Source organism: Bradyrhizobium sp. HKCCYLRH2060, from assembly GCF_051168135.1.
Taxonomy (GTDB): domain Bacteria; phylum Pseudomonadota; class Alphaproteobacteria; order Rhizobiales; family Xanthobacteraceae; genus Bradyrhizobium.
Genome location: NZ_JBNPUK010000011.1, coordinates 93,461 through 112,177, shown reverse-complemented (window position 1 = coordinate 112,177; position 18,717 = coordinate 93,461). Strand labels below are relative to the sequence as shown.

20 protein-coding genes are annotated in these 18,717 nt (G+C 66.0%); 10 read left to right on the top strand and 10 right to left on the bottom strand.

The genetic code is table 11. The annotated features are described in order from the left end of the window. Positions 1-45 precede the first annotated feature (45 nt). The 6 genes from ACQR10_RS21470 (at position 46) to ACQR10_RS21445 (ending at position 5,341) form a co-directional block, all read left to right on the top strand. Complete coding sequence (locus ACQR10_RS21470) at positions 46-1,035, top strand: small ribosomal subunit Rsm22 family protein (RefSeq protein WP_316217321.1); 990 nt, start codon at positions 46-48, stop codon at positions 1,033-1,035. 145 nt (positions 1,036-1,180) lie between these two features. Next, the gene (locus tag ACQR10_RS21465; RefSeq protein WP_315802795.1) at positions 1,181-1,612 is read left to right on the top strand and encodes a COG4315 family predicted lipoprotein; all 432 of its coding nucleotides are present in this window, start codon (positions 1,181-1,183) and stop codon (positions 1,610-1,612) included. 189 nt (positions 1,613-1,801) lie between these two features. Next, positions 1,802-2,359, top strand: coding sequence for a LemA family protein (locus ACQR10_RS21460; protein ID WP_315802794.1), 558 nt, complete (start codon positions 1,802-1,804; stop codon positions 2,357-2,359). 33 nt (positions 2,360-2,392) lie between these two features. Continuing rightward, the gene (locus tag ACQR10_RS21455; protein ID WP_316217322.1) at positions 2,393-3,592 is read left to right on the top strand and encodes a M48 family metalloprotease; all 1,200 of its coding nucleotides are present in this window, start codon (positions 2,393-2,395) and stop codon (positions 3,590-3,592) included. Between the two features lie 262 nt (positions 3,593-3,854). Beyond that, positions 3,855-4,616 carry a hypothetical protein gene (locus ACQR10_RS21450; protein WP_009025709.1) on the top strand — a complete coding sequence of 254 codons (762 nt, stop codon included), beginning with the start codon at positions 3,855-3,857 and terminating at the stop codon, positions 4,614-4,616. A gap of 56 nt (positions 4,617-4,672) precedes the next feature. After that, positions 4,673-5,341 carry a hypothetical protein gene (locus ACQR10_RS21445; protein WP_315802792.1) on the top strand — a complete coding sequence of 223 codons (669 nt, stop codon included), beginning with the start codon at positions 4,673-4,675 and terminating at the stop codon, positions 5,339-5,341. A 16-nt stretch (positions 5,342-5,357) separates the two neighbouring features. Here ACQR10_RS21445 and ACQR10_RS21440 read toward each other — a convergent pair whose 3' ends face one another. The 5 genes from ACQR10_RS21440 to ACQR10_RS21420 all read right to left on the bottom strand — a co-directional run bounded on the left by ACQR10_RS21440 (position 5,358) and on the right by ACQR10_RS21420 (position 11,067). Continuing rightward, entirely contained in the window at positions 5,358-5,897 is a 540-nt protein-coding gene (locus ACQR10_RS21440; protein ID WP_315802791.1) for an adenine phosphoribosyltransferase, read from the bottom strand. Positions 5,898-6,031: 134 nt separating this feature from the next. Continuing rightward, a complete protein-coding gene (locus ACQR10_RS21435) occupies positions 6,032-8,194 on the bottom strand; it encodes an anthranilate synthase component I (protein WP_315802790.1) in 2,163 nt (720 codons plus the stop codon). Positions 8,195-9,250: 1,056 nt separating this feature from the next. Further along, complete coding sequence (locus ACQR10_RS21430; RefSeq protein WP_316217323.1) at positions 9,251-10,051, bottom strand: DUF3658 domain-containing protein; 801 nt, start codon at positions 10,049-10,051, stop codon at positions 9,251-9,253. Positions 10,052-10,111: 60 nt separating this feature from the next. Next, positions 10,112-10,312: a hypothetical protein gene (locus ACQR10_RS21425; protein ID WP_316217324.1), complete on the bottom strand. Its 201-nt coding sequence runs from the start codon at positions 10,310-10,312 to the stop codon at positions 10,112-10,114. 182 nt (positions 10,313-10,494) lie between these two features. Beyond that, on the bottom strand, positions 10,495-11,067 hold the full coding sequence (locus ACQR10_RS21420) for a TetR/AcrR family transcriptional regulator (protein ID WP_315802789.1): 573 nt from the start codon (positions 11,065-11,067) through the stop codon (positions 10,495-10,497). A gap of 132 nt (positions 11,068-11,199) precedes the next feature. On the opposite strand from ACQR10_RS21420, the gene ACQR10_RS21415 reads away from it, so the two are divergent. After that, positions 11,200-11,616 carry a 4-oxalocrotonate tautomerase gene (locus ACQR10_RS21415; protein ID WP_315802788.1) on the top strand — a complete coding sequence of 139 codons (417 nt, stop codon included), beginning with the start codon at positions 11,200-11,202 and terminating at the stop codon, positions 11,614-11,616. 61 nt (positions 11,617-11,677) lie between these two features. On the opposite strand, the gene ACQR10_RS21410 is transcribed toward ACQR10_RS21415, so the two are convergent. Beyond that, complete coding sequence (locus ACQR10_RS21410; protein WP_316217325.1) at positions 11,678-12,730, bottom strand: hypothetical protein; 1,053 nt, start codon at positions 12,728-12,730, stop codon at positions 11,678-11,680. Positions 12,731-13,128: 398 nt separating this feature from the next. On the opposite strand from ACQR10_RS21410, the gene ACQR10_RS21405 reads away from it, so the two are divergent. Next, positions 13,129-13,332 (top strand): hypothetical protein, encoded by a 204-nt coding sequence (locus ACQR10_RS21405; RefSeq protein ID WP_315802786.1) that lies wholly within the window; start codon positions 13,129-13,131, stop codon positions 13,330-13,332. A gap of 45 nt (positions 13,333-13,377) precedes the next feature. Here the strand turns inward: ACQR10_RS21405 and ACQR10_RS21400 are convergent, their stop codons facing one another. The 4 genes from ACQR10_RS21400 to petA form a co-directional block, all read right to left on the bottom strand. Then, positions 13,378-14,052, bottom strand: a complete 675-nt coding sequence (locus tag ACQR10_RS21400; protein WP_315802785.1) for a dienelactone hydrolase family protein — start codon at positions 14,050-14,052, stop codon at positions 13,378-13,380. Between the two features lie 146 nt (positions 14,053-14,198). Beyond that, on the bottom strand, positions 14,199-14,531 hold the full coding sequence (locus ACQR10_RS21395) for a YnfA family protein (protein WP_315802784.1): 333 nt from the start codon (positions 14,529-14,531) through the stop codon (positions 14,199-14,201). 115 nt (positions 14,532-14,646) lie between these two features. Next, complete coding sequence (locus ACQR10_RS21390; protein ID WP_315802783.1) at positions 14,647-16,719, bottom strand: cytochrome c1; 2,073 nt, start codon at positions 16,717-16,719, stop codon at positions 14,647-14,649. A gap of 60 nt (positions 16,720-16,779) precedes the next feature. Beyond that, positions 16,780-17,310 (bottom strand): ubiquinol-cytochrome c reductase iron-sulfur subunit, encoded by a 531-nt coding sequence (petA, locus tag ACQR10_RS21385; RefSeq protein ID WP_315802877.1) that lies wholly within the window; start codon positions 17,308-17,310, stop codon positions 16,780-16,782. Between the two features lie 280 nt (positions 17,311-17,590). On the opposite strand from petA, the gene ACQR10_RS21380 reads away from it, so the two are divergent. Together ACQR10_RS21380 and queE are read left to right on the top strand one after the other, a co-directional pair. Then, positions 17,591-18,073: a tRNA (cytidine(34)-2'-O)-methyltransferase gene (locus tag ACQR10_RS21380; protein ID WP_316178147.1), complete on the top strand. Its 483-nt coding sequence runs from the start codon at positions 17,591-17,593 to the stop codon at positions 18,071-18,073. Beyond that, positions 18,070-18,702, top strand: a complete 633-nt coding sequence (gene queE, locus ACQR10_RS21375) for a 7-carboxy-7-deazaguanine synthase (protein ID WP_315802781.1) — start codon at positions 18,070-18,072, stop codon at positions 18,700-18,702. The genes ACQR10_RS21380 and queE overlap by 4 nt, the downstream gene beginning before the upstream one ends. The last annotated feature ends 15 nt before the right edge of the window (positions 18,703-18,717 follow it).

Here is an 18,717-nt window from a genome sequence, read left to right as displayed (position 1 = left end):
GATCGCCGCGTCAGCGGCGCCCGGACTGACGCGTGGAGAGGACCGATGATCTCTCCCGATCTGCCCGCCGCGCTGAAGGCGTCCCTCGAAGCCAGGCTGCACGGGCAGTCGCGGCAGGATGCAGCCGCCCGGGCGGCCCGCATCTCGGCCGCCTATCGCAGCGGCGGCAATTCCGGAACGATCACGAGCGACACCGACGCCATCGCCTATGCCACCGTGCGGATGCCGGCGACTTATGCCGCGATCGCGGCGAGCCTGAACGCCGTGATGCAGGCCTGCCCGGACTTCGCACCGGCCTCGCTGCTGGACGTCGGTGCCGGGCCGGCGACCGCGAGCTTCGCTGCGGCGGAAGCGTTTCCGCCGCTGACCTCGTTCAACGCCGTCGATTCCAATGCAGCGTTGCGCGGGCTGGCGCTGACGCTCGCTGACGACACGATGCGCCTGCGCGACCTCTCTTATGCGCTGGGACCGGCGCGAGCGCTGCTCGATCGTGCCGGACGTGCCGATCTCGTCATCGCCAGCTACATGATCGGCGAGTTGGCGGACGCTGAACGCTCCGCGATCGTGGACGCGCTGTGGGCGACGACCGGCGATACGCTCCTCATCGTCGAGCCCGGCACGCCCGCCGGCTATCAGCGCATCATCGCGGCGCGCGACCGCCTGATCGCGGCCGGGGCTCATGTCGCGGCGCCCTGCCCGCACGCAGCCCCCTGCCCGCTGGTCGCACCGGACTGGTGCCACTTCGCGCAGCGGCTGGCGCGGTCCCGGGCGCATCGCGAGCTGAAGGGCGCCGACGTCCCGTTCGAGGACGAGAAGTTCAGCTTCATTGCCCTCACTCGCAAGCCGGCAACGCATCGGCCCGCCGCACGCGTGCTCGCGCCGCCGTCGGTCACCAAGGTCGCGACAGCCGCGAAGCTGTGCCAGGCGGATGGCGCTGCCCGCGTCGTCAGCATCCCGCGCCGTGACAAGCCCGCCTTCGCCGCCGCCCGCCGGTGGGACTGGGGCGACGGCGTGGAGCCGCCGCCGCGCCGCTGAATACCTGCCCGGCCGCCCATGGTTAACGTCCGGTCGAGTTTGTCTCTCATTTTCGCGATCTCGCGAAACCGGCGAGAAATCCGCGTTTGCTACGGTGAGCTGCAACGGGCGCTGACATGCGCTGCTCACAAGGGAATGCATTTCGATGTTCAGGACGATGACGATCGCTGCGATGCTGCTGGCTTCGGCAGGGACCGCCTTCGCGGGCGGCCATGGCGGTGAGTCCTCGGCGCCGCCGCCAGCCCCCAAGCAGGAAGGCCCGCCGGCCAAGGCGGTGATCGGCAAGAACGGGCCAGTTCTGACGGACCCGAAAGGCATGACGCTGTACTATACCGAGCGCGACACGACCGGGAACAAGTCGACCTGCGACGGCGATTGCGCCCAGAAGCGCCCCCCGCTGGCGGCGCCCGACAACGCGGTCGCGACCGGCGACTTCACCGTCATCACCCGCAGCGACGGCAAGAAGATGTGGGCCTACCGCTACCGGCCGCTCTACACCTCGCAGCTCGACAGCGCCCCCGGCGATATCAAGGGCAACGACCCCACGCAGCAATGGCGGGTCGCCCGTCCCTATTGAGCCTTGCGCGTCGTTGCCTCCGGTGCCAATTCGGCCGCTTGGGCGTCCATCGAACGGAGCGGTCAGGTTCAAGCGACTTGAACGGGCATCCACCCTGATGCGACCAATGCACGCCGGTCCACCTGCGGACCGGCGGCGCCGTCGCGTGTCGGCCGCCTCGTTCTCCCGCCCCCTCCCTCGGAGCCCGTCATGTCCGGCTGGATCGTCCTCGGCATCATCGTCATTCTCGTGCTGTTCGCCCTTGGCGCCTACAACCGGCTGGTCGCCCTCAGCCAGCGGGTCGGCCAGGCCTTTGCCGACATCGACGTCCAGCTCAAGCAGCGCCACGATCTGATCCCGAACCTGGTCGAGACCGTGAAGGGCTATGCCGCGCATGAGCGCGGTACGCTGGATGAGGTGATCAAGGCCCGCAATGCGGCCATGTCGGCGCAGGGACCGGCCCAGGTCTCGGCGGCCGAAGGCCAGCTCTCCGGTGCGCTCGGCCGGCTGATCGCGCTGTCCGAGGCCTATCCGGATCTGAAGGCCAATGCGAACTTCCAGCAGCTCGCCAGCGAGCTGTCCGACATCGAGAACAAGATCGCCGCCAGCCGCCGCTTCTTCAACAACGCTGTGCAGGAATACAATACCGGCATCCAGCAGATGCCCGCCGCACTGTTCGCCGGCACCTTCGGCTTCACCCGCAAGGAGTTCTTCGATCTCGGCGCCAGCCGGGCCGACGTCGAGGCCGCGCCGAGCGTCAAGTTCTGATCCCGCGCCTTCCGCGCTGAAGGGTCCGACGCCATGGCCGCCTACGGTCTCTACACCCACATCGCATCGAACAAGACCCGTTCGGTGCTGCTGCTCGGCGGCCTGTTCCTGCTGATCTATGTGCTGGTGTTCGCCGGTGCGCTGATCGCGGAGGTCATGATCAACGGCAATGGCAGCGTCGCCTATTACATGAACGCTGCCACCCGCGACCTGATCAAGGCGCTGCCCTGGGCCACGCTGGGCGCGGCGGCCTGGATCGTGATCGCCTATTTCTTCCACCAGACGATGATCGACGCCGTCACCGGCGGGACCGCGGTCACGCGTCAGGAGCAGCCGCGGCTGTACAATCTGCTCGAGAATCTCTGCATCTCGCGCGGCATCACCATGCCGAAGCTGAAGATCATGGACAGCCCAGCGCTGAATGCCTTCGCCACCGGCCTCAATCAGCGGCAATACGCCGTCACCGTCACGACCGGCCTGCTCGCTGCGCTCGATGACCAGGAGATCGAGGCGGTGCTGGGTCACGAGCTCACCCATATCCGCAACGGCGACGTGCAGCTGATGGTCGTGGCCGTCATCATCGCCGGCGTCGTCGGCTTCTTCGGCGAATTGTTCTTCCGCCTGTTCACCAATATGAGCTGGGGCGGCGGCTGGGGCCGCTCGTCGTCGTCCTCCTCCTCGTCCGACTCCGACCGCAAGGGCTCCGGCGGAGGGGCCATCATCGTCGTGATCATCGCGGTCGTGCTGATCGTGGTGGCCTGGCTGTTGTCCCAGGTGGTCAAGCTGGCGCTGTCGCGCACCCGCGAATACCTCGCCGATGCCGGGTCGGTCGAGTTGACCAAGAATCCGGACGCCATGATCAGCGCTCTGCGCAAGATCGAAGGGCGCGGCGAGCTGCCCGGTGCCACCTCCGCCGTCATGGAGTTGTGCGTCGACAATCCGCGCGAGGGCTTTGCCGACCTGTTCGCCACCCACCCTTCCGTCGATGCCCGGGTCCAGGCGCTGATCAAGTTCGCCGGCGGCCACGATCCGGGCCCGCTGGCGCTGCCCACGGACGAGGCACAGCCGGACGACACCGGCGCCAACGCGACCGAAAGCGACGCTCCGCCACCGCTGCCGTCCGGCGGTCCCTGGGGCCAGGCCGATGGCCCGCCTACGCCATCCGGCCAGGGACAAGCCGCTCCCGAGGGACCTTGGAGCACACCCGCAACCGGTCCCTGGGGCCGGCACTAGACCCCTCCTTCGCAGCGGAATCGGGGGCGAATGCCGTGCGACGGGCAATCGTGCTGCCACTCGCTTGCAAGTGCTTCCGCGCCGGCACGAACGTTTGGCCGGAATGCCTCCGATTGCTCCGGCCCGCGGCGGCGAAGGCGCAAATTTCCCCGGTCCCGTGCTGCAATGAATTTGAATTCTCCAGCGTTTCTGCCATGTTCGCGCCCAAAGCAGAATGCAATGCGCCGGCCCCCTGGCCGGCCTCAGGGCTGAAGGACTTTCCATGGCGAAACCGGCAGTGGTTGTGGTGGGCGCGGACAAGGGCGGGGTCGGCAAGACCACGGTGTCGCGGACGTTGCTCGATTATTTCAGCGCCAACAACGTCCCCACCCGGGCGTTCGACACCGAGCATCCGCGCGGCACCCTGAAGCGCTTCCACCCCGAGATCACCGAGATCGTCGACATGAACTCGACGCCGGACCAGATGAAGATCTTCGACACATTGAGCGCGGTGGCGCCGTCAGTGACCGTGATCGACGTCCGCGCCGGCCTGATGTCGCCGACACTGGCCGCCTTGCGCGACATCGGCTTCCTCGACGCCGCCCGCTCCGGCCAGATCACCTTCGCGGTGTTCCACATCCTGGGCTCGTCGATCGCCTCGCTCGACGAGATCGCCGAGACCGCGAGCTACATGATCGGGGCGAAATATTTCCTGGTGAAGAACTTCATCAACAACACCAGCTTCTTCGAGTGGGACCAGTCGACCTATAATTCCTACTTCCACCGCATCAAGGACGCGACCGAGCTGACCATCCCCAAGCTCAACGAGATGGCGTTCGAGCAGGTCGAGGTGGCGTCGGTGCCGTTCCTCAAATTCGTCGCCAACAAGGGGCCGCGCGACGAGGCCGCCAACTACTCCTTCGTGCTGCGCGGCTATGTCCGGCATTGGCTCGCCAATGTCTGGAGCGAGTACGACCGGATCAAGCTGACCGACATCGTCGGCTCGACCAAGGCGGCGGCGCCGCGGCCGGCCGGGGAAAAATAGCATTCCCGTGACTGATGGGACTTTATCGCAACCGCATTTGACCTGATATAGGTCGGATGCCCGCGACGCCCGTCTACATCGTCTGCTCGCCCCGGCCGCAATCCGGGAAGACGCTGCTTGCGCGGGTCCTGAGCGAGTTCCTGCTGCTCAAGAACGGCCAGGTGCTCGCCTTCGACGTCACCCTGCGCGAGCCGTCGCTGCTCGACTTCCTGCCGCAGATCACGGAAACCGCGACGATCGAGGACACCTACGGCAAGATCCAATTGATGGACCGGGTGATCCTCAACGACGGTATCCCCAAGGTGATCGACCTCGGCTACTACTCGTTCGACGAGTTCTTCAAAATGTCCGAACAGATCGGCTTTTTGAAGGAGGCCGCACGGCGGAACGTGGTCCCGATCGTGCTGTACTGCGCCGAGGGCGACCGCGTCTCGATGCGCGCCTACGACGCCCTGCGGCGGCAGATCCCGAAGGCACAGCTGATCGTGGTCGAGAACGACCACGTGCTGCGCGAGGAGCTCCCCGACCTCTACAGCCGCAGCAAGCATCTGCGCATTGCCGCCCTGCCCGCCTTCCTCCGAACCTACATCGAGCGCTTCTCGTTCTCCTTCACCGGCTATCTGCGCCAGGAGAAGGACCCCTCCACCGAGCTCTATCAATGGATCCGGCGCAACTATTATGCGCTGCGCGAGATCGAGAACGAGCTCCTGATGCAGCGGTCCTGACGCCGCCGCGCGCGTTTCAGTGCCCTTCGAACGAGATCAGCGTGCGCACGGGCACGTCGAGCGCGCGCAGCTTGGCGGCGCCGCCGAGATCCGGCAGGTCGATGATGAAGCAGGCCGCCACCACGGTCGCGCCGATCTGGCGCAGCAGCTTCACCGCGCCCTCGGCCGTGCCGCCGGTGGCGATGAGATCGTCGACCAGGATCACGCGCTCGCCGGGCTGCACCGCGTCGACATGCATCTCCATCTCGTCGGTGCCGTATTCCAGCGCGTAGGACATGCTGACCGTCTTGTGCGGCAGCTTGCCCTTCTTGCGGATCGGCACGAACCCGGCCGAGAGCTGATGCGCGACCGCGCCGCCGAGGATGAAGCCGCGGGCCTCGATGCCGGCGACCTTGTCGATCTTCGATCCGGCCCAGGGATGCACCAGCTCGTCCACCGCGCGGCGGAACGCGCGCGCGTCCGCCAACAGCGTCGTGATGTCCCGGAACAGGATGCCGGGCTTCGGATAGTCCGGAATGGTGCGGACCGTGTTCTTGATGTCCAGATCGAACGTCATCGTGCTCTCGCTACCTTGTTTTGCCGTGACCGCGAGGAATTCGTCATTGCGAGCGAAGCGAAGCAATCCAGGGCCGCGAAAACAACTCTGGATCGCTTCGTCGCTACGCTCCTCGCGATGACGGCGACCACCTGTTACGCCGGCTGCTTCAGCCGGAATGCATTCTCCACGATCCGCAAACCGACGGCATCGCCGAGCGACATCAGCGATTCCGGATGGAACTGCACGCCGCCGACCGGCAGCGTCTTGTGCTCGATCGCCATCGCCACGCCGTCCTCGGTTGCCGCCGTCACCGTCAGCACCTCGGGCATGCTGTCGCGCTCGACGAACAGCGAGTGATAGCGGCCGATCACGATCTCATTCGGCAGCCCCTGCATCAGGCGGCCGCCGCGCACCTGGACCCGCGAGGGCCTTCCATGCGCCGGCTGGGCGAGCTGGCCGAGCTGGCCGCCGAAATACTCTCCCATCGCCTGCACGCCGAGACAGACGCCGAAGATCGGCAGCTTCTTTTGAAGCGCGGCATCGATGGTGGTCGAGATCTTGAAGTCCTCGGGACGGCCCGGCCCCGGCGAGAGCACGATCAGATCCCAGCTGCGCTCGGCCAGCATCTTCAGTGCATGGACATAACGCACCACCGTGACGTTGGCGCCGACCTGGCGGAAATAGTCGGCCAGCATGTGCACGAACGAGTCGTCATGATCGATCAGCAGCACGTTCTTGCCGGAGCCTGTCGCGTCCGGCGCCGTCGACGACAGCGGCTTCGGCGGATCGCCGCGCAGCGCCTGGAACAGCGCCGCCGCCTTGACCTGGCACTCGCGATCCTCGGCCGCGGGGTCCGAATCGAACAAACAGGTGGCGCCGACGCGCACCTCGGCGAGCCCGTCCTTCATGCGGATGGTGCGGATGGTGAGGCCGGTGTTGATCGAGCCGTCGAAATTCACGGCGCCGATCGCGCCGGCGTACCAGCGCCGCGGCGAGCGCTCATTGTCCTCGACGAACTGCATCGCCCACAGCTTTGGCGCGCCGGTGACGGTCACGGCCCAGGCGTGGGTCAGGAACGCGTCGAGCGCGTCGAAGCCCGGCCGCAGCATGCCCTCGACGTGGTCGACGGTGTGGAACAGCTTCGAGTAGGTCTCGATCTGGCGGCGCGCCAGCACCTTGATGGTGCCGGGCACGCAGATGCGCGCCTTGTCGTTGCGGTCGACGTCGGTGCACATGTTGAGCTCGAACTCGTCCTTCTCCGAGTTCAGGAGCTGACGGATCTGCTCGGCATCGCCGATGGCGTCGCGGCCGCGCGCGATGGTGCCGGAGATCGGGCAGGTCTCGACGCGGCGGCCGTCGGAGCGGACGAACATCTCGGGCGACGCCGACACCAGGAACTCGCCGTCGCCGAGATTCATCAGCGCGCCATAGGGCGACGGGTTGATCCGGCAGAGCCGCTGGAACACTTCCGCCGGCGAGCGCTCGCACGGCTCGGCAAACAACTGGCCGGGCACCGCCTCGAACAGGTCGCCGCGGGCAAAGGCGGCGCGGGCCTTCTCGACCGTGGCCTGGTACTCGCCCGGCGCGTGGTCGGCAAAGCCCTGGCGCGGCTCCTTCAGATAGACGCTGGCGTCGGTGTCGCGCGGCAGGCCTGATGTCGACTGGCCGTTCCAGGAGAAATCATAAGACAGCACGACGCCGCGGCCGGTGGCGCGGTCATAGGCCAGGAGGCGATCGGGCACGTAGAGCACGATGTCGCGCTGGTCCTTTTCGCGCGGCCGCTTCTGCACGAGGTCCTCGATCTGGAACACGAGGTCGTAGGCGAAGGCGCCGAACAGGCCGAGCAGCGGATCGTCATTGGCGGACAGCGCGGCGATCATCGCCCGCACCAGCGACATCACGCTGGCGCGGCGGGTGCGTTGGTCCTCCTCGACCGGGGCAGGCCCGCGGACGATGTGTCCGGCCAGCCGCGCCGGCGAAGCCGCAGTAATGACCACGCAGGGCTCGCGCAACGTGTCCTTCAGGAACGCGATCAGCACCTCGCCGCGGCGGTTGAGCGCCTGCAGGGTGAAGTCGGTGCCCTTGGTTTCCAGTACCAGCGGTGGGTCGGCGAAGCCGAGGTCAAAACTCTCGTAGCGGCCGGGCACGGTCGTGCCCGAGGACAGCACCACGCCGCGGCGGCGGTCGAGCAGGTCGATCAGGTCGTCGAGCCGGCTGGCATTGCCGGAAAACTGCTCGACGGCGCGCGTGATCGCGAGCCCGCTGGAGGTGCGGTAGTCGCTGCGGGCCGGAAGGGCGAAAACGGTCCTGTTCATGGGGTCCTCTTGGGCGTCCTCTTACGGAATTTGCCGAGGAAACGCCACACAGGACCAACCGGAAGCCGCCGCTGCGTGGCGGCCCTCTGCGATCGAATGTCAAATGAATCGCACCGGCCACCTTTTACAAGGTGCGCCACCAAAGACGGGCTGGACGGACAACGGTGCTCATGGCGCGGAACTGACCACGGGCGGCGGCCGGGGTCAAGGGCGGCGGGGACACAGATCGGGGTGGGATGCGTCGGCAAATCAAGAGCAGCGCCGCGAGCCGGCTGCCCGATATAGTGCCCTCGCCCCTTGTGGGAGAGGGCATGTGCGGCCCATCCGCGAACGCGGTTGGGTGAGGGGTCTCTCTCAACGAGTGGCGCTTGCAGAGGCATACCCCTCACCCAACCGCAATTGCGGCTCTGTCCTACATGCCCTCTCCCACAAGGGGCGAGGGCGCAGTCACGCGCACCGGCGGGGCGAAGGCGAGAGCCTTGGCAGGGCGAGAACGGAACATGCGTTAGCATTCTCGCGACACGATCGGCCCGAGTGATGATGTTCAAGACCGCCCTCTCTAAGTCGAGGGCGCAGGGAAGGCCGGACATCGGCTGATGCCCATGGCCCGCCTGCAGCAAAAAAAGCAGGCGGCAGTCACCACAGGTCAGCCGGACGACCGGCCTTCCCTGCGCGATGGTTTGACGGATTATACGCATTCTCCCCGGGGACCGGGCTGTCTTGCCCCCGTGACCAGCGGATCATCATCACCACCGGCGTAGCCTCAGCGTCGGGAGGCCAGGACCATGCGACTTCACCGTGCGCGCCCGCCGTTCGTCCGCACGACAAAAGCCATGCTGCGACGTGACGCGCCCACCGCATCTCCACCCCGCGTCTCGTGACGACCGCGATACGCCCCTCGTGCCGGGGTGGGACGCGCGCATCAAAGCATGAATTCTGAAAAGTAGAAACAAGAATATTTTTGCCCGAGGGACTGGACAGGCCAAATCAGCTTGAGGCGGCTGAGGAATTTCGTCTCGAAACGCGCTCAGCGAACTCGCCGGCCAAGAGCGGCCGTTACCCCTCTGCAGCCGGCAATCGCAATTCGCTGCGACTGATCTCGAACACGTCGCCACGACATTCCAGACGACCGGCTGCGACAAGCGCACGGGCTCGCGCGATCAGGAGCAGATCACCCGTCTGAAGCGTGGTTGTCGGAGGTTCGCAGAGAGCCTCGCCGATGATCCTCGCGGCCTTCTGCCATTCGGCAGCGGCGTACGACAGCAGCACGGGATCAAAGAACGAGATCGGCGCCGATATCAGCTCGCCGTCGCTGAGGACGCGCAATGGCGCGTTGTCAGCTTTCAGGCGCGCCCAACGTTCGCGATACACATCACGCGACCCGGGGGTCAGGTCCTCCGCGAGATCCCAGAGATTGTTGTCGCTGATGACCTCAGGCGGAAGCAGCGCCAAGCTGACGGCCAGCTGCGGCTCGGTCGTGCCTCCTCTCCGCACCATGGTGTCAGTGAGATCGATCACCTCAAGGGGCTCCTGACCGAGCCGCCACAGGAATTCGAGAAAGCCGGCATATTCCTGGGTCGAGCGTCGAGTGAACCAGACGATCCTTCGGTGATTGCGCGAGAGGGCCTCGCTCCAGAACGATGTTGCCTGACCGCCGACCTCGTCCCAGCCAGAGAATCCCAATTTCTCTTCCACCCAAGCGGTTCGCAACGCCGGATCGGGCGGATCGATCGGGCCGAAGCTCAAGCTGTCGGGAAGGCCGATCACGCGCTCGTCGCGGCCGGATTTCCCAAACGCTGCGCGCAACGTACCCGCCGCGGACGAATTGAAGACCACATGAAGTATTGAACCGGACATCGCAGAATCCCTTGCTGGCGTGATCCACTAATCCCCAGTCGGCCGAGCCACGGCGTCGCCTCACGCGCCACCAACCGCCGAGCGAGCCTTCTGAAGCGCATCAATGACTCGATCGAGCTCCTCAGCTTCCATGAGGACCTCGATGTCTCCGGCCGTCCTCAACGACAACACCAATCCAACAGCATTGCCGACGACGCGAGCCAGCACGATAGCGTCGTCACCGGAATTCTTATCTACAAAGGCAATCGGCTCGATGATCATGTGTATTCCAGGATTGCTTGGCGAGTTGCCATACCAGCCCTATCGGCAGCGGCGCTGAGGTCGAGTTAGTACCACGACGGCGGTGCGCTCCCCTCCCCGCAAGGGGGAGGGGAGCTCACCGCCGTTGGGGCGAGAGGCCGGGTTCAAACTTGCGAAACGGAGCGCTTCCCGCGGTGCCTGTCCTACAGAAGCCCTCGCGCGGCTTGCTTGAGATGGGCGGCGATGGCGTCGCGGGCTTCGGGTGAGGCGACGCTGCGCGCCATGGTCACGCCGCCCGAGAGAAGCGCCATCAATGCCCAGGCCTTTTGCAGCCGCGCCTCGTCGGTCTTTCCCTGCAACCCTTTCGCGATCTGCCGGGCGACCCGTTCGAGCGCCGCGCCGTAGCTGGCCTTGATGGCCGCGCTGGCGCGCGTGACGTCCGGGGTCAGGCTCTGCAGGCCGCAGCTCGCATCCAGCGCGCAAGTGAGGCGCTCACCGAGATAGAAGGCGACGAACGTCTCGGCCCAGCGGGCGCCCTGCTCCGCCTGAAGGGCTGCAATGCCGGCTCTGAGTTCCTCGAGTCCGGCCAAGGCGGCGGATTCGAACGCGGCGTCCTTCGACTTGAAATGACCGTAGAATGCGCCGGAGGTGACCCCGGCCTCCTTGGCCAGACCATCGACGCCGATCCCGCCATAGCCGAGCCGGCGAAATCCGCGGCCTGCGGCCTCCAACAGTTTTGCCTTTGCTTCCAGCTTATGTTCGGCCTGATACCGCATCTGGCGCCTTTCATAGCGATCGTTATTTCACGATTGACTCATAACGATCGTTATTCTATCTATACATCACGGTCGTTATATAATGACCGCCATTCCCCGGACAACCGCCATAGGGCGGGCACAGGAGGACTCATGCCGATCAGTCTCACACTCACCGAAGGCGTCATCGCTGCCGACAAGGCGCCGATCGCGGTCGCGCGGATCACGGAAGCGTTCCTCAGACATCATGGTCTCGCGGGAAACAGGATCATGACGGCGAACGTCACGGCCCATCTGAACATCCTGCCGAAGGGCCAGACCTTCGCCGGCGGCCAACCGGTCGATGGCGCCTGGATCGAGACCAAGACGCCGTCCTTTGCGCTCGCCAGCCGCGACATCCAGACGGCGTTCTTCGGCGAAGCCACCGACATTCTGCATGACCTCTCCGGCGGCGCGCTGGCGAGGGACCGGATCTGGTCCAACGGCGTCCATGCCGTCGACGGCACCTGGAATCTGCACGGCAGGCCGATGACCAACGAAGCGCTTGTGGGAGCCATCACCGCAGGCTGACCACGGCCATCGCGGCCGCTACCGCATCGCGCGGCGGCGGCCGTGACTGAATGCCGACCGCTCACGTCCCCGGCTTCACCAGCCCGAGCTCCGCGAACTTCTGCTCCGTGGCCACCACCGCGTTCTCATACACCTCGCCGCGCTCGACGAAGTAGTTGAAATAGCCGGCCGGCGTCTCCGGCTGGATCTCGACCAGCTCCACGGTCTTGTATTTGGGATCGGTGATGGCGCCGCTCGCGATCAGGTCGTTGATGCGCTTGAGCGCATCGACCTCGGCCTTGTAGCCGACCGAGAACCACATCTCGGTGGTCCAGTCCTGCACCTCGAACCAATTGGCCGGCGCCTGGCCCTGCCACCCCTGTGCGAGCGGGCGGACGGCGAAGACGCGGTCGAAACCGTGCAGCTCGGAAATGATGCTGGCACGGTGATAGGCACCGTCCATCTGTCCCTGCGGCAGCTTGGTGAAGCCGTAGAGCGACAGCCACAGCGCCGCCTTGACCGCTTCCGGCGTGATCGGGCGGATGGCGCGCTCGGCCAGCACCTCGGAGGCGTAGCGCAGGTCGCGCTTCGCCGCCGATTGCCGCGCCTTGACGGCATGAGCATTGGGAACCGACTTCTCCGACGGCAGCAGCGCCCGCGCCGCCTCGTTGCCGTAGAGATAGCCGGTGCCGGTCTCGGGATCATAGGTGTTGAACACGACGCCGATCGGCGTGGCGTTGAGCGTCTCCGCCGCGTGCGCGAAGTCGGCCTCGCTGCGCACCGGGACATATTGCTGCGCCGGCCACAGCCGGTCGGCGAGGGCGTTGAACGGGCCGTCGCGCCAATCCGGCCAGGAGACGAGGCGCGCCAGCGCCTCGGCATAGGCGGGACGGAACACCCCGGGATAGCCGAACATCACCGTGCGCAACTGCGACGCCGGATCCCGGTGGCGGTCGGAGGACATCAGCTCGTTGCGCAGATCGAGACCCTGAAGCCACGCCGACAGCACCAGGATCTGGCCGGATGTCGCGGTGACGAGATCCGGCGTCACGCCCCAGGCGCGGGCCGTATCGAGGAAGCCGGCGCCATGGGCGTTCAAGCCGCCCAGCCCGGCCAGCGCAAAGGCCACACGCACGGCTTTCTCCATCAGCAGAGGATCGGGGAATGCTACCTCAGATTGTTTCTGCGACGCAACCGGCGACGAGACGCGGCGAATTCGAACATCGAACGAAGCGACGCGTTTCGAACATGATCAACGCTCATATCCCGGCGAAACAACGGTGATTCGCGGAAACCTCGCAGCGCCAGGCGGCGGAAGGCTGCAGCCGGCGGCTGTGCGGCCCGTCACAACCTCATGTTGCGCGCGTGCATGAGGCCTCTCCTGTCGATCGGCGGTTGTCACAACCGCAAAAAGTTACATAACTTGACCGTGCGTGAGGGCAACACCTGTTGTCTATCTGCCATAGTATGGCAATGATTGGTTAACCATATTGAATTACCTTGGTTAACATGGCTCGCGGCAAACAGCCTTCTGTGTCGCATGCGCTTCCGAAGCAGCAGACGCTGCTCGATTGCTTCCTGGAAGCGCAGGCGAAGAGGACGAAGCGTCGACGGCGCTCCGCCGACGCGGCGACCAGCATCGATCCCGCCCGTCCCTTGGAGCCGACCGACGACGCCTCGTCCCGCGACGAGGCCGAACAGACGTCGGCCGAGATCAAGGCCGTCCGCGCGGTGTAAAGTCCGCGCGGCACCGCTTCGGACCGGTGCGCCCCTGCCCTCAGCTCAGCCGAGATGCTTGTGGAAGAACGCCGTGGCGCGGCCCCAGGCGAGCTCGGCGGCCGCGCGGTCGTGCACGGTCATGCGCTGCTCGTTCACGAAGGCATGCTCGGCGTCGTAGCGGTAGAGCTCGAGCGACTTGCCGGCGGCCTTCATCGCCGCCTCGAAGCCGTCCACCAGCGCCGGCGTGCACCAATCGTCCTTGTTGGCGAAATGGGCCTGCAGCGGAATCTTGACGTCGGCGGGCTTGGCTGCCTGCTCCGGCGGAATGCCGTAGAACACGACGCCGGCGGTCAGCTCAGCGATCCGGGTGGCGCCGATGATCGTCACCGCGCCGCCGAGACAGAAGCCGGTGAGGCCGACCTTGGCGCCGTTACGGGCGAGATATTGCGCGGCGCCGCGCACCGTCTGCGTGGTCGCGTCCATGAAATCGAGCGAGTTCATCTCGCGGCCTGCCGCATCCGTGTCGTGATACGGCACCACCGTGCCCTTGTAGAGATCCGGCGCCAGCGCGTTGAAGCCGGCCAGCGCGAACCGGTCGCACATGCCCTTGATCTGATCCTGCAGGCCCCACCATTCCTGGATGACGACGACGCCCGGCGCATTGCCCTGCGCCGCCTTGGCGAGATAGCCCTTGGCCTCCTGGCCGTCGGGGCGCTTGAAGCTGATGAGTGTGCCCATGATGGTCCTCCGCAATTTCTGTTTGGGACGTTGGGAATGCGGTTTACCGCAAATGCGCGTCCGGCGCGACGGGAGGGGATCGGGTTCGCTTCAACGTGACCGCCTTCGTAGCCGGATGTCGCCACGCTCGGCCACGGGTCGCCGCGCTACACCGGCAGCGACCGTGGCGCGAACAGGATCACGGCCATGCCGGCGAGGCAGATCAGGGCGCCGGCGGCGTCCCACAGATCGGGGCGATGGTCTTCGACCAGCCAGCCCCACAGCAGCGCCGACGTGATGTAGATGCCGCCATAGGCGGCGTAGGCGCGGCCGGAGAGCGGGCTGTCGGCGAGGGTCAGCAGATAGGCGAAGCCGGCAAGCGCGACCATCCCCGGCAACAGCCATAGCGGCGAATGGCCGAGCCGCAGCCAAGCCCAGAACGCAAAGCAGCCGCCGATCTCGAGCACGGCGGCGCCTGCGAAGGCCAACAATGACGTCATTGCGTCCCCTCCTCTGCCGCGCCTCGTCAACGCTACGACGGCCAGAGCGGCCAAAAGCAAAAAAGCCCCCAGAGGGGGCTTTTTCAATCGCATGCGGCGATGGCTCGCGCTCCGCTCAATGCGCGGCAGCCCAGACCCGCTTCTTGGTGAAGTACATCAGCCCGGCGAAGATGATCAGGAAGATGAACACCTGATAGCCGAGGCGCTTGCGTGCTTCCATGTGCGGCTCGGCGGTCCACATCAGGAAGGTCGCGACGTCGTGGGCATACTGCTTCACGGTGGCCGGCGAGCCGTCGTCGAACGTCACCTGGCCGTCGGACAGCGGCGGCGGCATCTTGATCGCGTGGCCGGGGAAGTACTTGTTGTAGTACGAGCCGTCCGGGATGGTGACGCCGTGCGGCGGGGTCTCTTCATAGCCCTGCAGCAGTGCGTTGACGTAGTTCGGGCCCTGCTCCTGGAACTGGGTGAAGAAGTCGATCAGGAACCAGGGGAAGCCGCGCTTGTAGGAGCGCGCCTTAGCGATCAGCGACAGGTCCGGCGGCGCCGCACCGCCATTGGCCGCACGGGCCGCCTGCTCGTTCGGGAACGGCGCCGGGAAGTAGTCGGCGGGACGGCCCGGGCGCTCGAACATGTCGCCGGCGTCGTTCGGACCGTCCTTGATCTTGTACTCGGCGGCGAACGCGGCCGCCTGGGCTGGCGAGTAGCCCGGGCCGCCAGGCTCGGCCAGATTGCGGAACGCCACATAGTTCAGCGAATGGCAGTTCGAGCAGACTTCCTTGTAGACCTTGAGGCCTCGCTGCACGGCGCCGCGATCGAAGGTGCCGAACGGACCCGCAAACGACCACTTCACCGACGGCGGGTTCTCCTGGCCTTCGCTGGCACGGGCATCGCCCATGCTGCCGGCGAGCAGCGACACCGCGGCGACCAGCGCGATCACGGTCGAGACCATCGGCGCCGCCTTGCGGCCGGACTTCGCCAGCACGTCGTCGGCGATCGAGTTCGGCAGCGGCCGCGGCCGCTCGATGCGGGCGAGCAGCGGCAGCACGATCAGGAAGTAGGCGAAGTACAGCACGGTCAGGATACGGCCGAGCACGACGTAGACGCCCTCCGGCGGCTGCGCGCCGAGATAGCCGAGGCCGACGCAGACGACGACAAAGATCCAGAAGAACTGCTTGCCGAGCGGACGGTACTTGTTCGAGCGGGTCTTGGCCGAGTCGAGCCAGGGCAGGAACACCAGCACGATGATCGCCGCGAACATCGCGATCACGCCGGCGAGCTTGTTCGGCACCGAGCGCAGGATGGCGTAGAACGGCAGGTAGTACCATTCGGGCACGATGTGCGCCGGGGTCACCGCCGGGTTGGCCGGGATGTAGTTGTCGGCGTCGCCGAGATAGTTCGGCATGTAGAAGATGAACCAGGAATAGAAGATCAGGAAGCAGGCGACGCCGAAGAAGTCCTTGATCGTGGCATAGGGCGTGAACGGCACCATGTCCTTCTCGGTCTTCGGCTCGACGCCGGCCGGATTGTTCTGGCCAACCACGTGCAGCGCCCAGACGTGCAGCACGACCACGCCGGCGATCAGGAACGGCAGCAGGTAGTGGAGCGCGAAGAAGCGGTTCAGGGTGGGATTGCCGACGGAGTAGCCGCCCCACAGCAGGGTCACGATGCTCTCGCCGAAATAGGGCACCGCCGAGAACAAATTGGTGATGACGGTGGCGCCCCAGAAGCTCATCTGGCCCCACGGCAGCACGTAGCCCATGAAGCCCGTTGCCATCATCAGGAGATAAATGATGACGCCGAGGATCCAGAGCACCTCGCGCGGCGCCTTGTATGACCCGTAATACAGGCCGCGGAACATGTGGATGTAGACGGCAAGGAAAAACATCGACGCGCCGGAGGCATGCATGTTGCGCAGCAGCCAGCCGTAGTTCACGTCGCGCACGATCAGCTCGACCGACTTGAAGGCCATGTCGGCGTGCGGCGTGTAGTGCATCGCCAGGATGACGCCGGTGACGATCTGCACGCCCAGCATGATCGAAAGGATGGCGCCGAACGTCCACCAGTAGTTCAGGTTCCGCGGCGTCGGATAGGCAACGAAGGACGAGTGGACCAGGCCGATGATCGGAAGTCGTTGCTCGAGCCACTTCAAGGCGGGGTGGCTCGGCTGGTAGTCAGAAGGTCCACTCATGATGCGTTCCTGAAGAAATTATCTTGCACGATCGAGCGTGAGCTCAAGACAAACGTCTGCTCAGCCGATCTGGATCTTGGTGTCGGAAACGAACTGATAGGGCGGGACGGGAAGGTTGAGCGGCGCCGGTCCCTGGCGCACGCGGCCGGAAGCGTCGTACTGCGAGCCGTGGCACGGGCAGAAGAAGCCGTCGTAATTGCCTTCATGCGCGATCGGGATGCAGCCGAGATGGGTGCAGATGCCGATCACGACCAGCCACTGCTCGTGGCCGTCCTTGGTGCGGGACTGGTCGGTCGCCGGATCCGGCAGGCTCGACACCGGCACCGCGCGCACTTCCTCGACCTGCTTCTTGGTGCGGTGGGAGATGTAGATCGGCTTGCCGCGCCAGAACACCTTGATGTCCTGTCCTTCGGCGACGGGCGCGAGATCGACCTCGATCGGCGCACCGGCCGCGATGGTCGAGGCATCGGGGTTCATCTGGGAGATGAAGGGCCACAGGGCGAGCACACCGCCGACTGCCGCGGTAGCGCCCGTGGCGACGAAAAGAAAATCCCGGCGTGTCGGATGATCCGCAGTAGACGCTGTCACGATTCCAACCCTTTCTTCGTTGCAGCCGGTGGAACCGCCCCGCTCGACGTCTGACGATCTCGACCTGGGAGATCACGTGACCGGGAGATCCTGCCGGCGCCCGCGTCCCCCGCGGCGGCAGAAAACGGCTCGCTCCACCGCCCCTGGGGAACAAGCCGTCCAGAATCGTTCTATTGGCACCCTTGCGATACGAGCGCAAGCCCGCTATCGGCCCTGCAGCACGCCATGCACCAATTCCCGCTTCGGGAGCGGACTTTCAGCCTCAGTCTTAAGACCAATTCGCATGCAGATCGCGCTCTATCAGCCCGACATTCCGCAGAACACCGGAACGATTCTGCGCCTCTGCGCCTGCCTCGGGCTCGCGGCCCACATCATCGAGCCGGCGGGCTTTCCGGTGTCCGACCGCCAGTTCCGCCGCGCCGGCATGGACTATCTGGACCAGCTGAATTGGCGGCGGCACGATTCCTGGAGCGCGTTCGAGGCCTGGCGGTCCGGAGCGGGCCATCGCCTGCTGCTGCTGACGACCAGGGCCGCGACCTGCTATCTCGACGTCAGCTACCGGCCGGACGACATCCTGCTGCTCGGGCGCGAGAGCGCCGGCGTGCCGGACGGCGTGGCGGCAGCGGCCGATGCGCGGTTGCGGATTCCGCTCAAGCCCGGACTGCGCTCGCTGAACGTGGCGATGGCGGCGGCGATCGCCACCGGCGAGGCGCTGCGCCAGACCGGACAATTCGTCCAATTGCAGTCACAAGGAGCCGGAGCGTGAGCTACGCGGTGAAGGAAATCTTCATGACCCTGCAGGGCGAAGGCGCCCAGGCGGGCCGTGCCGCCGTGTTCTGCCGCTTCGCCGGCTGCAACCTGTGGAGCGGCCGCGAGGCCGACCGCGCAACCGCGACGTGCCGGTTCTGTGACACCGATTTCGTCGGCACCGACGGCACGCTAGGCGGCCGTTACGCCAATGCCGCCGACCTGGCCGCGGCCATCGCCGGGCAATGGACAGGCGGGGCGGCCGACCGCTATACGATCCTCACCGGCGGGGAGCCGCTGCTGCAGGTCGATGCCGACCTGATCGAAGCGCTCCACGCCCGCGGCTTCGCGGTCGGGGTCGAAACCAACGGTACGCTCATTCCGCCTGACGGGATCGACTGGATCTGCGTCAGCCCGAAGGCCGGCGCCGAGCTGAACCTGCGGCAGGGCCACGAGCTGAAGCTGGTCTATCCGCAGCAGGGAGCCGAGCCGGAGCGGTTCGACGGCCTCGCCTTCGAGCGCTTCTCGCTGCAGCCGATGGACGGGCCCGAGGCGGCCGCGAACACGGCGCGCGCCATCGATTACTGCCAGCATCATCCGCAATGGCGGCTCAGCCTGCAGACGCACAAGATGATCGGCATCAGATAGGATTGTGACTGACAC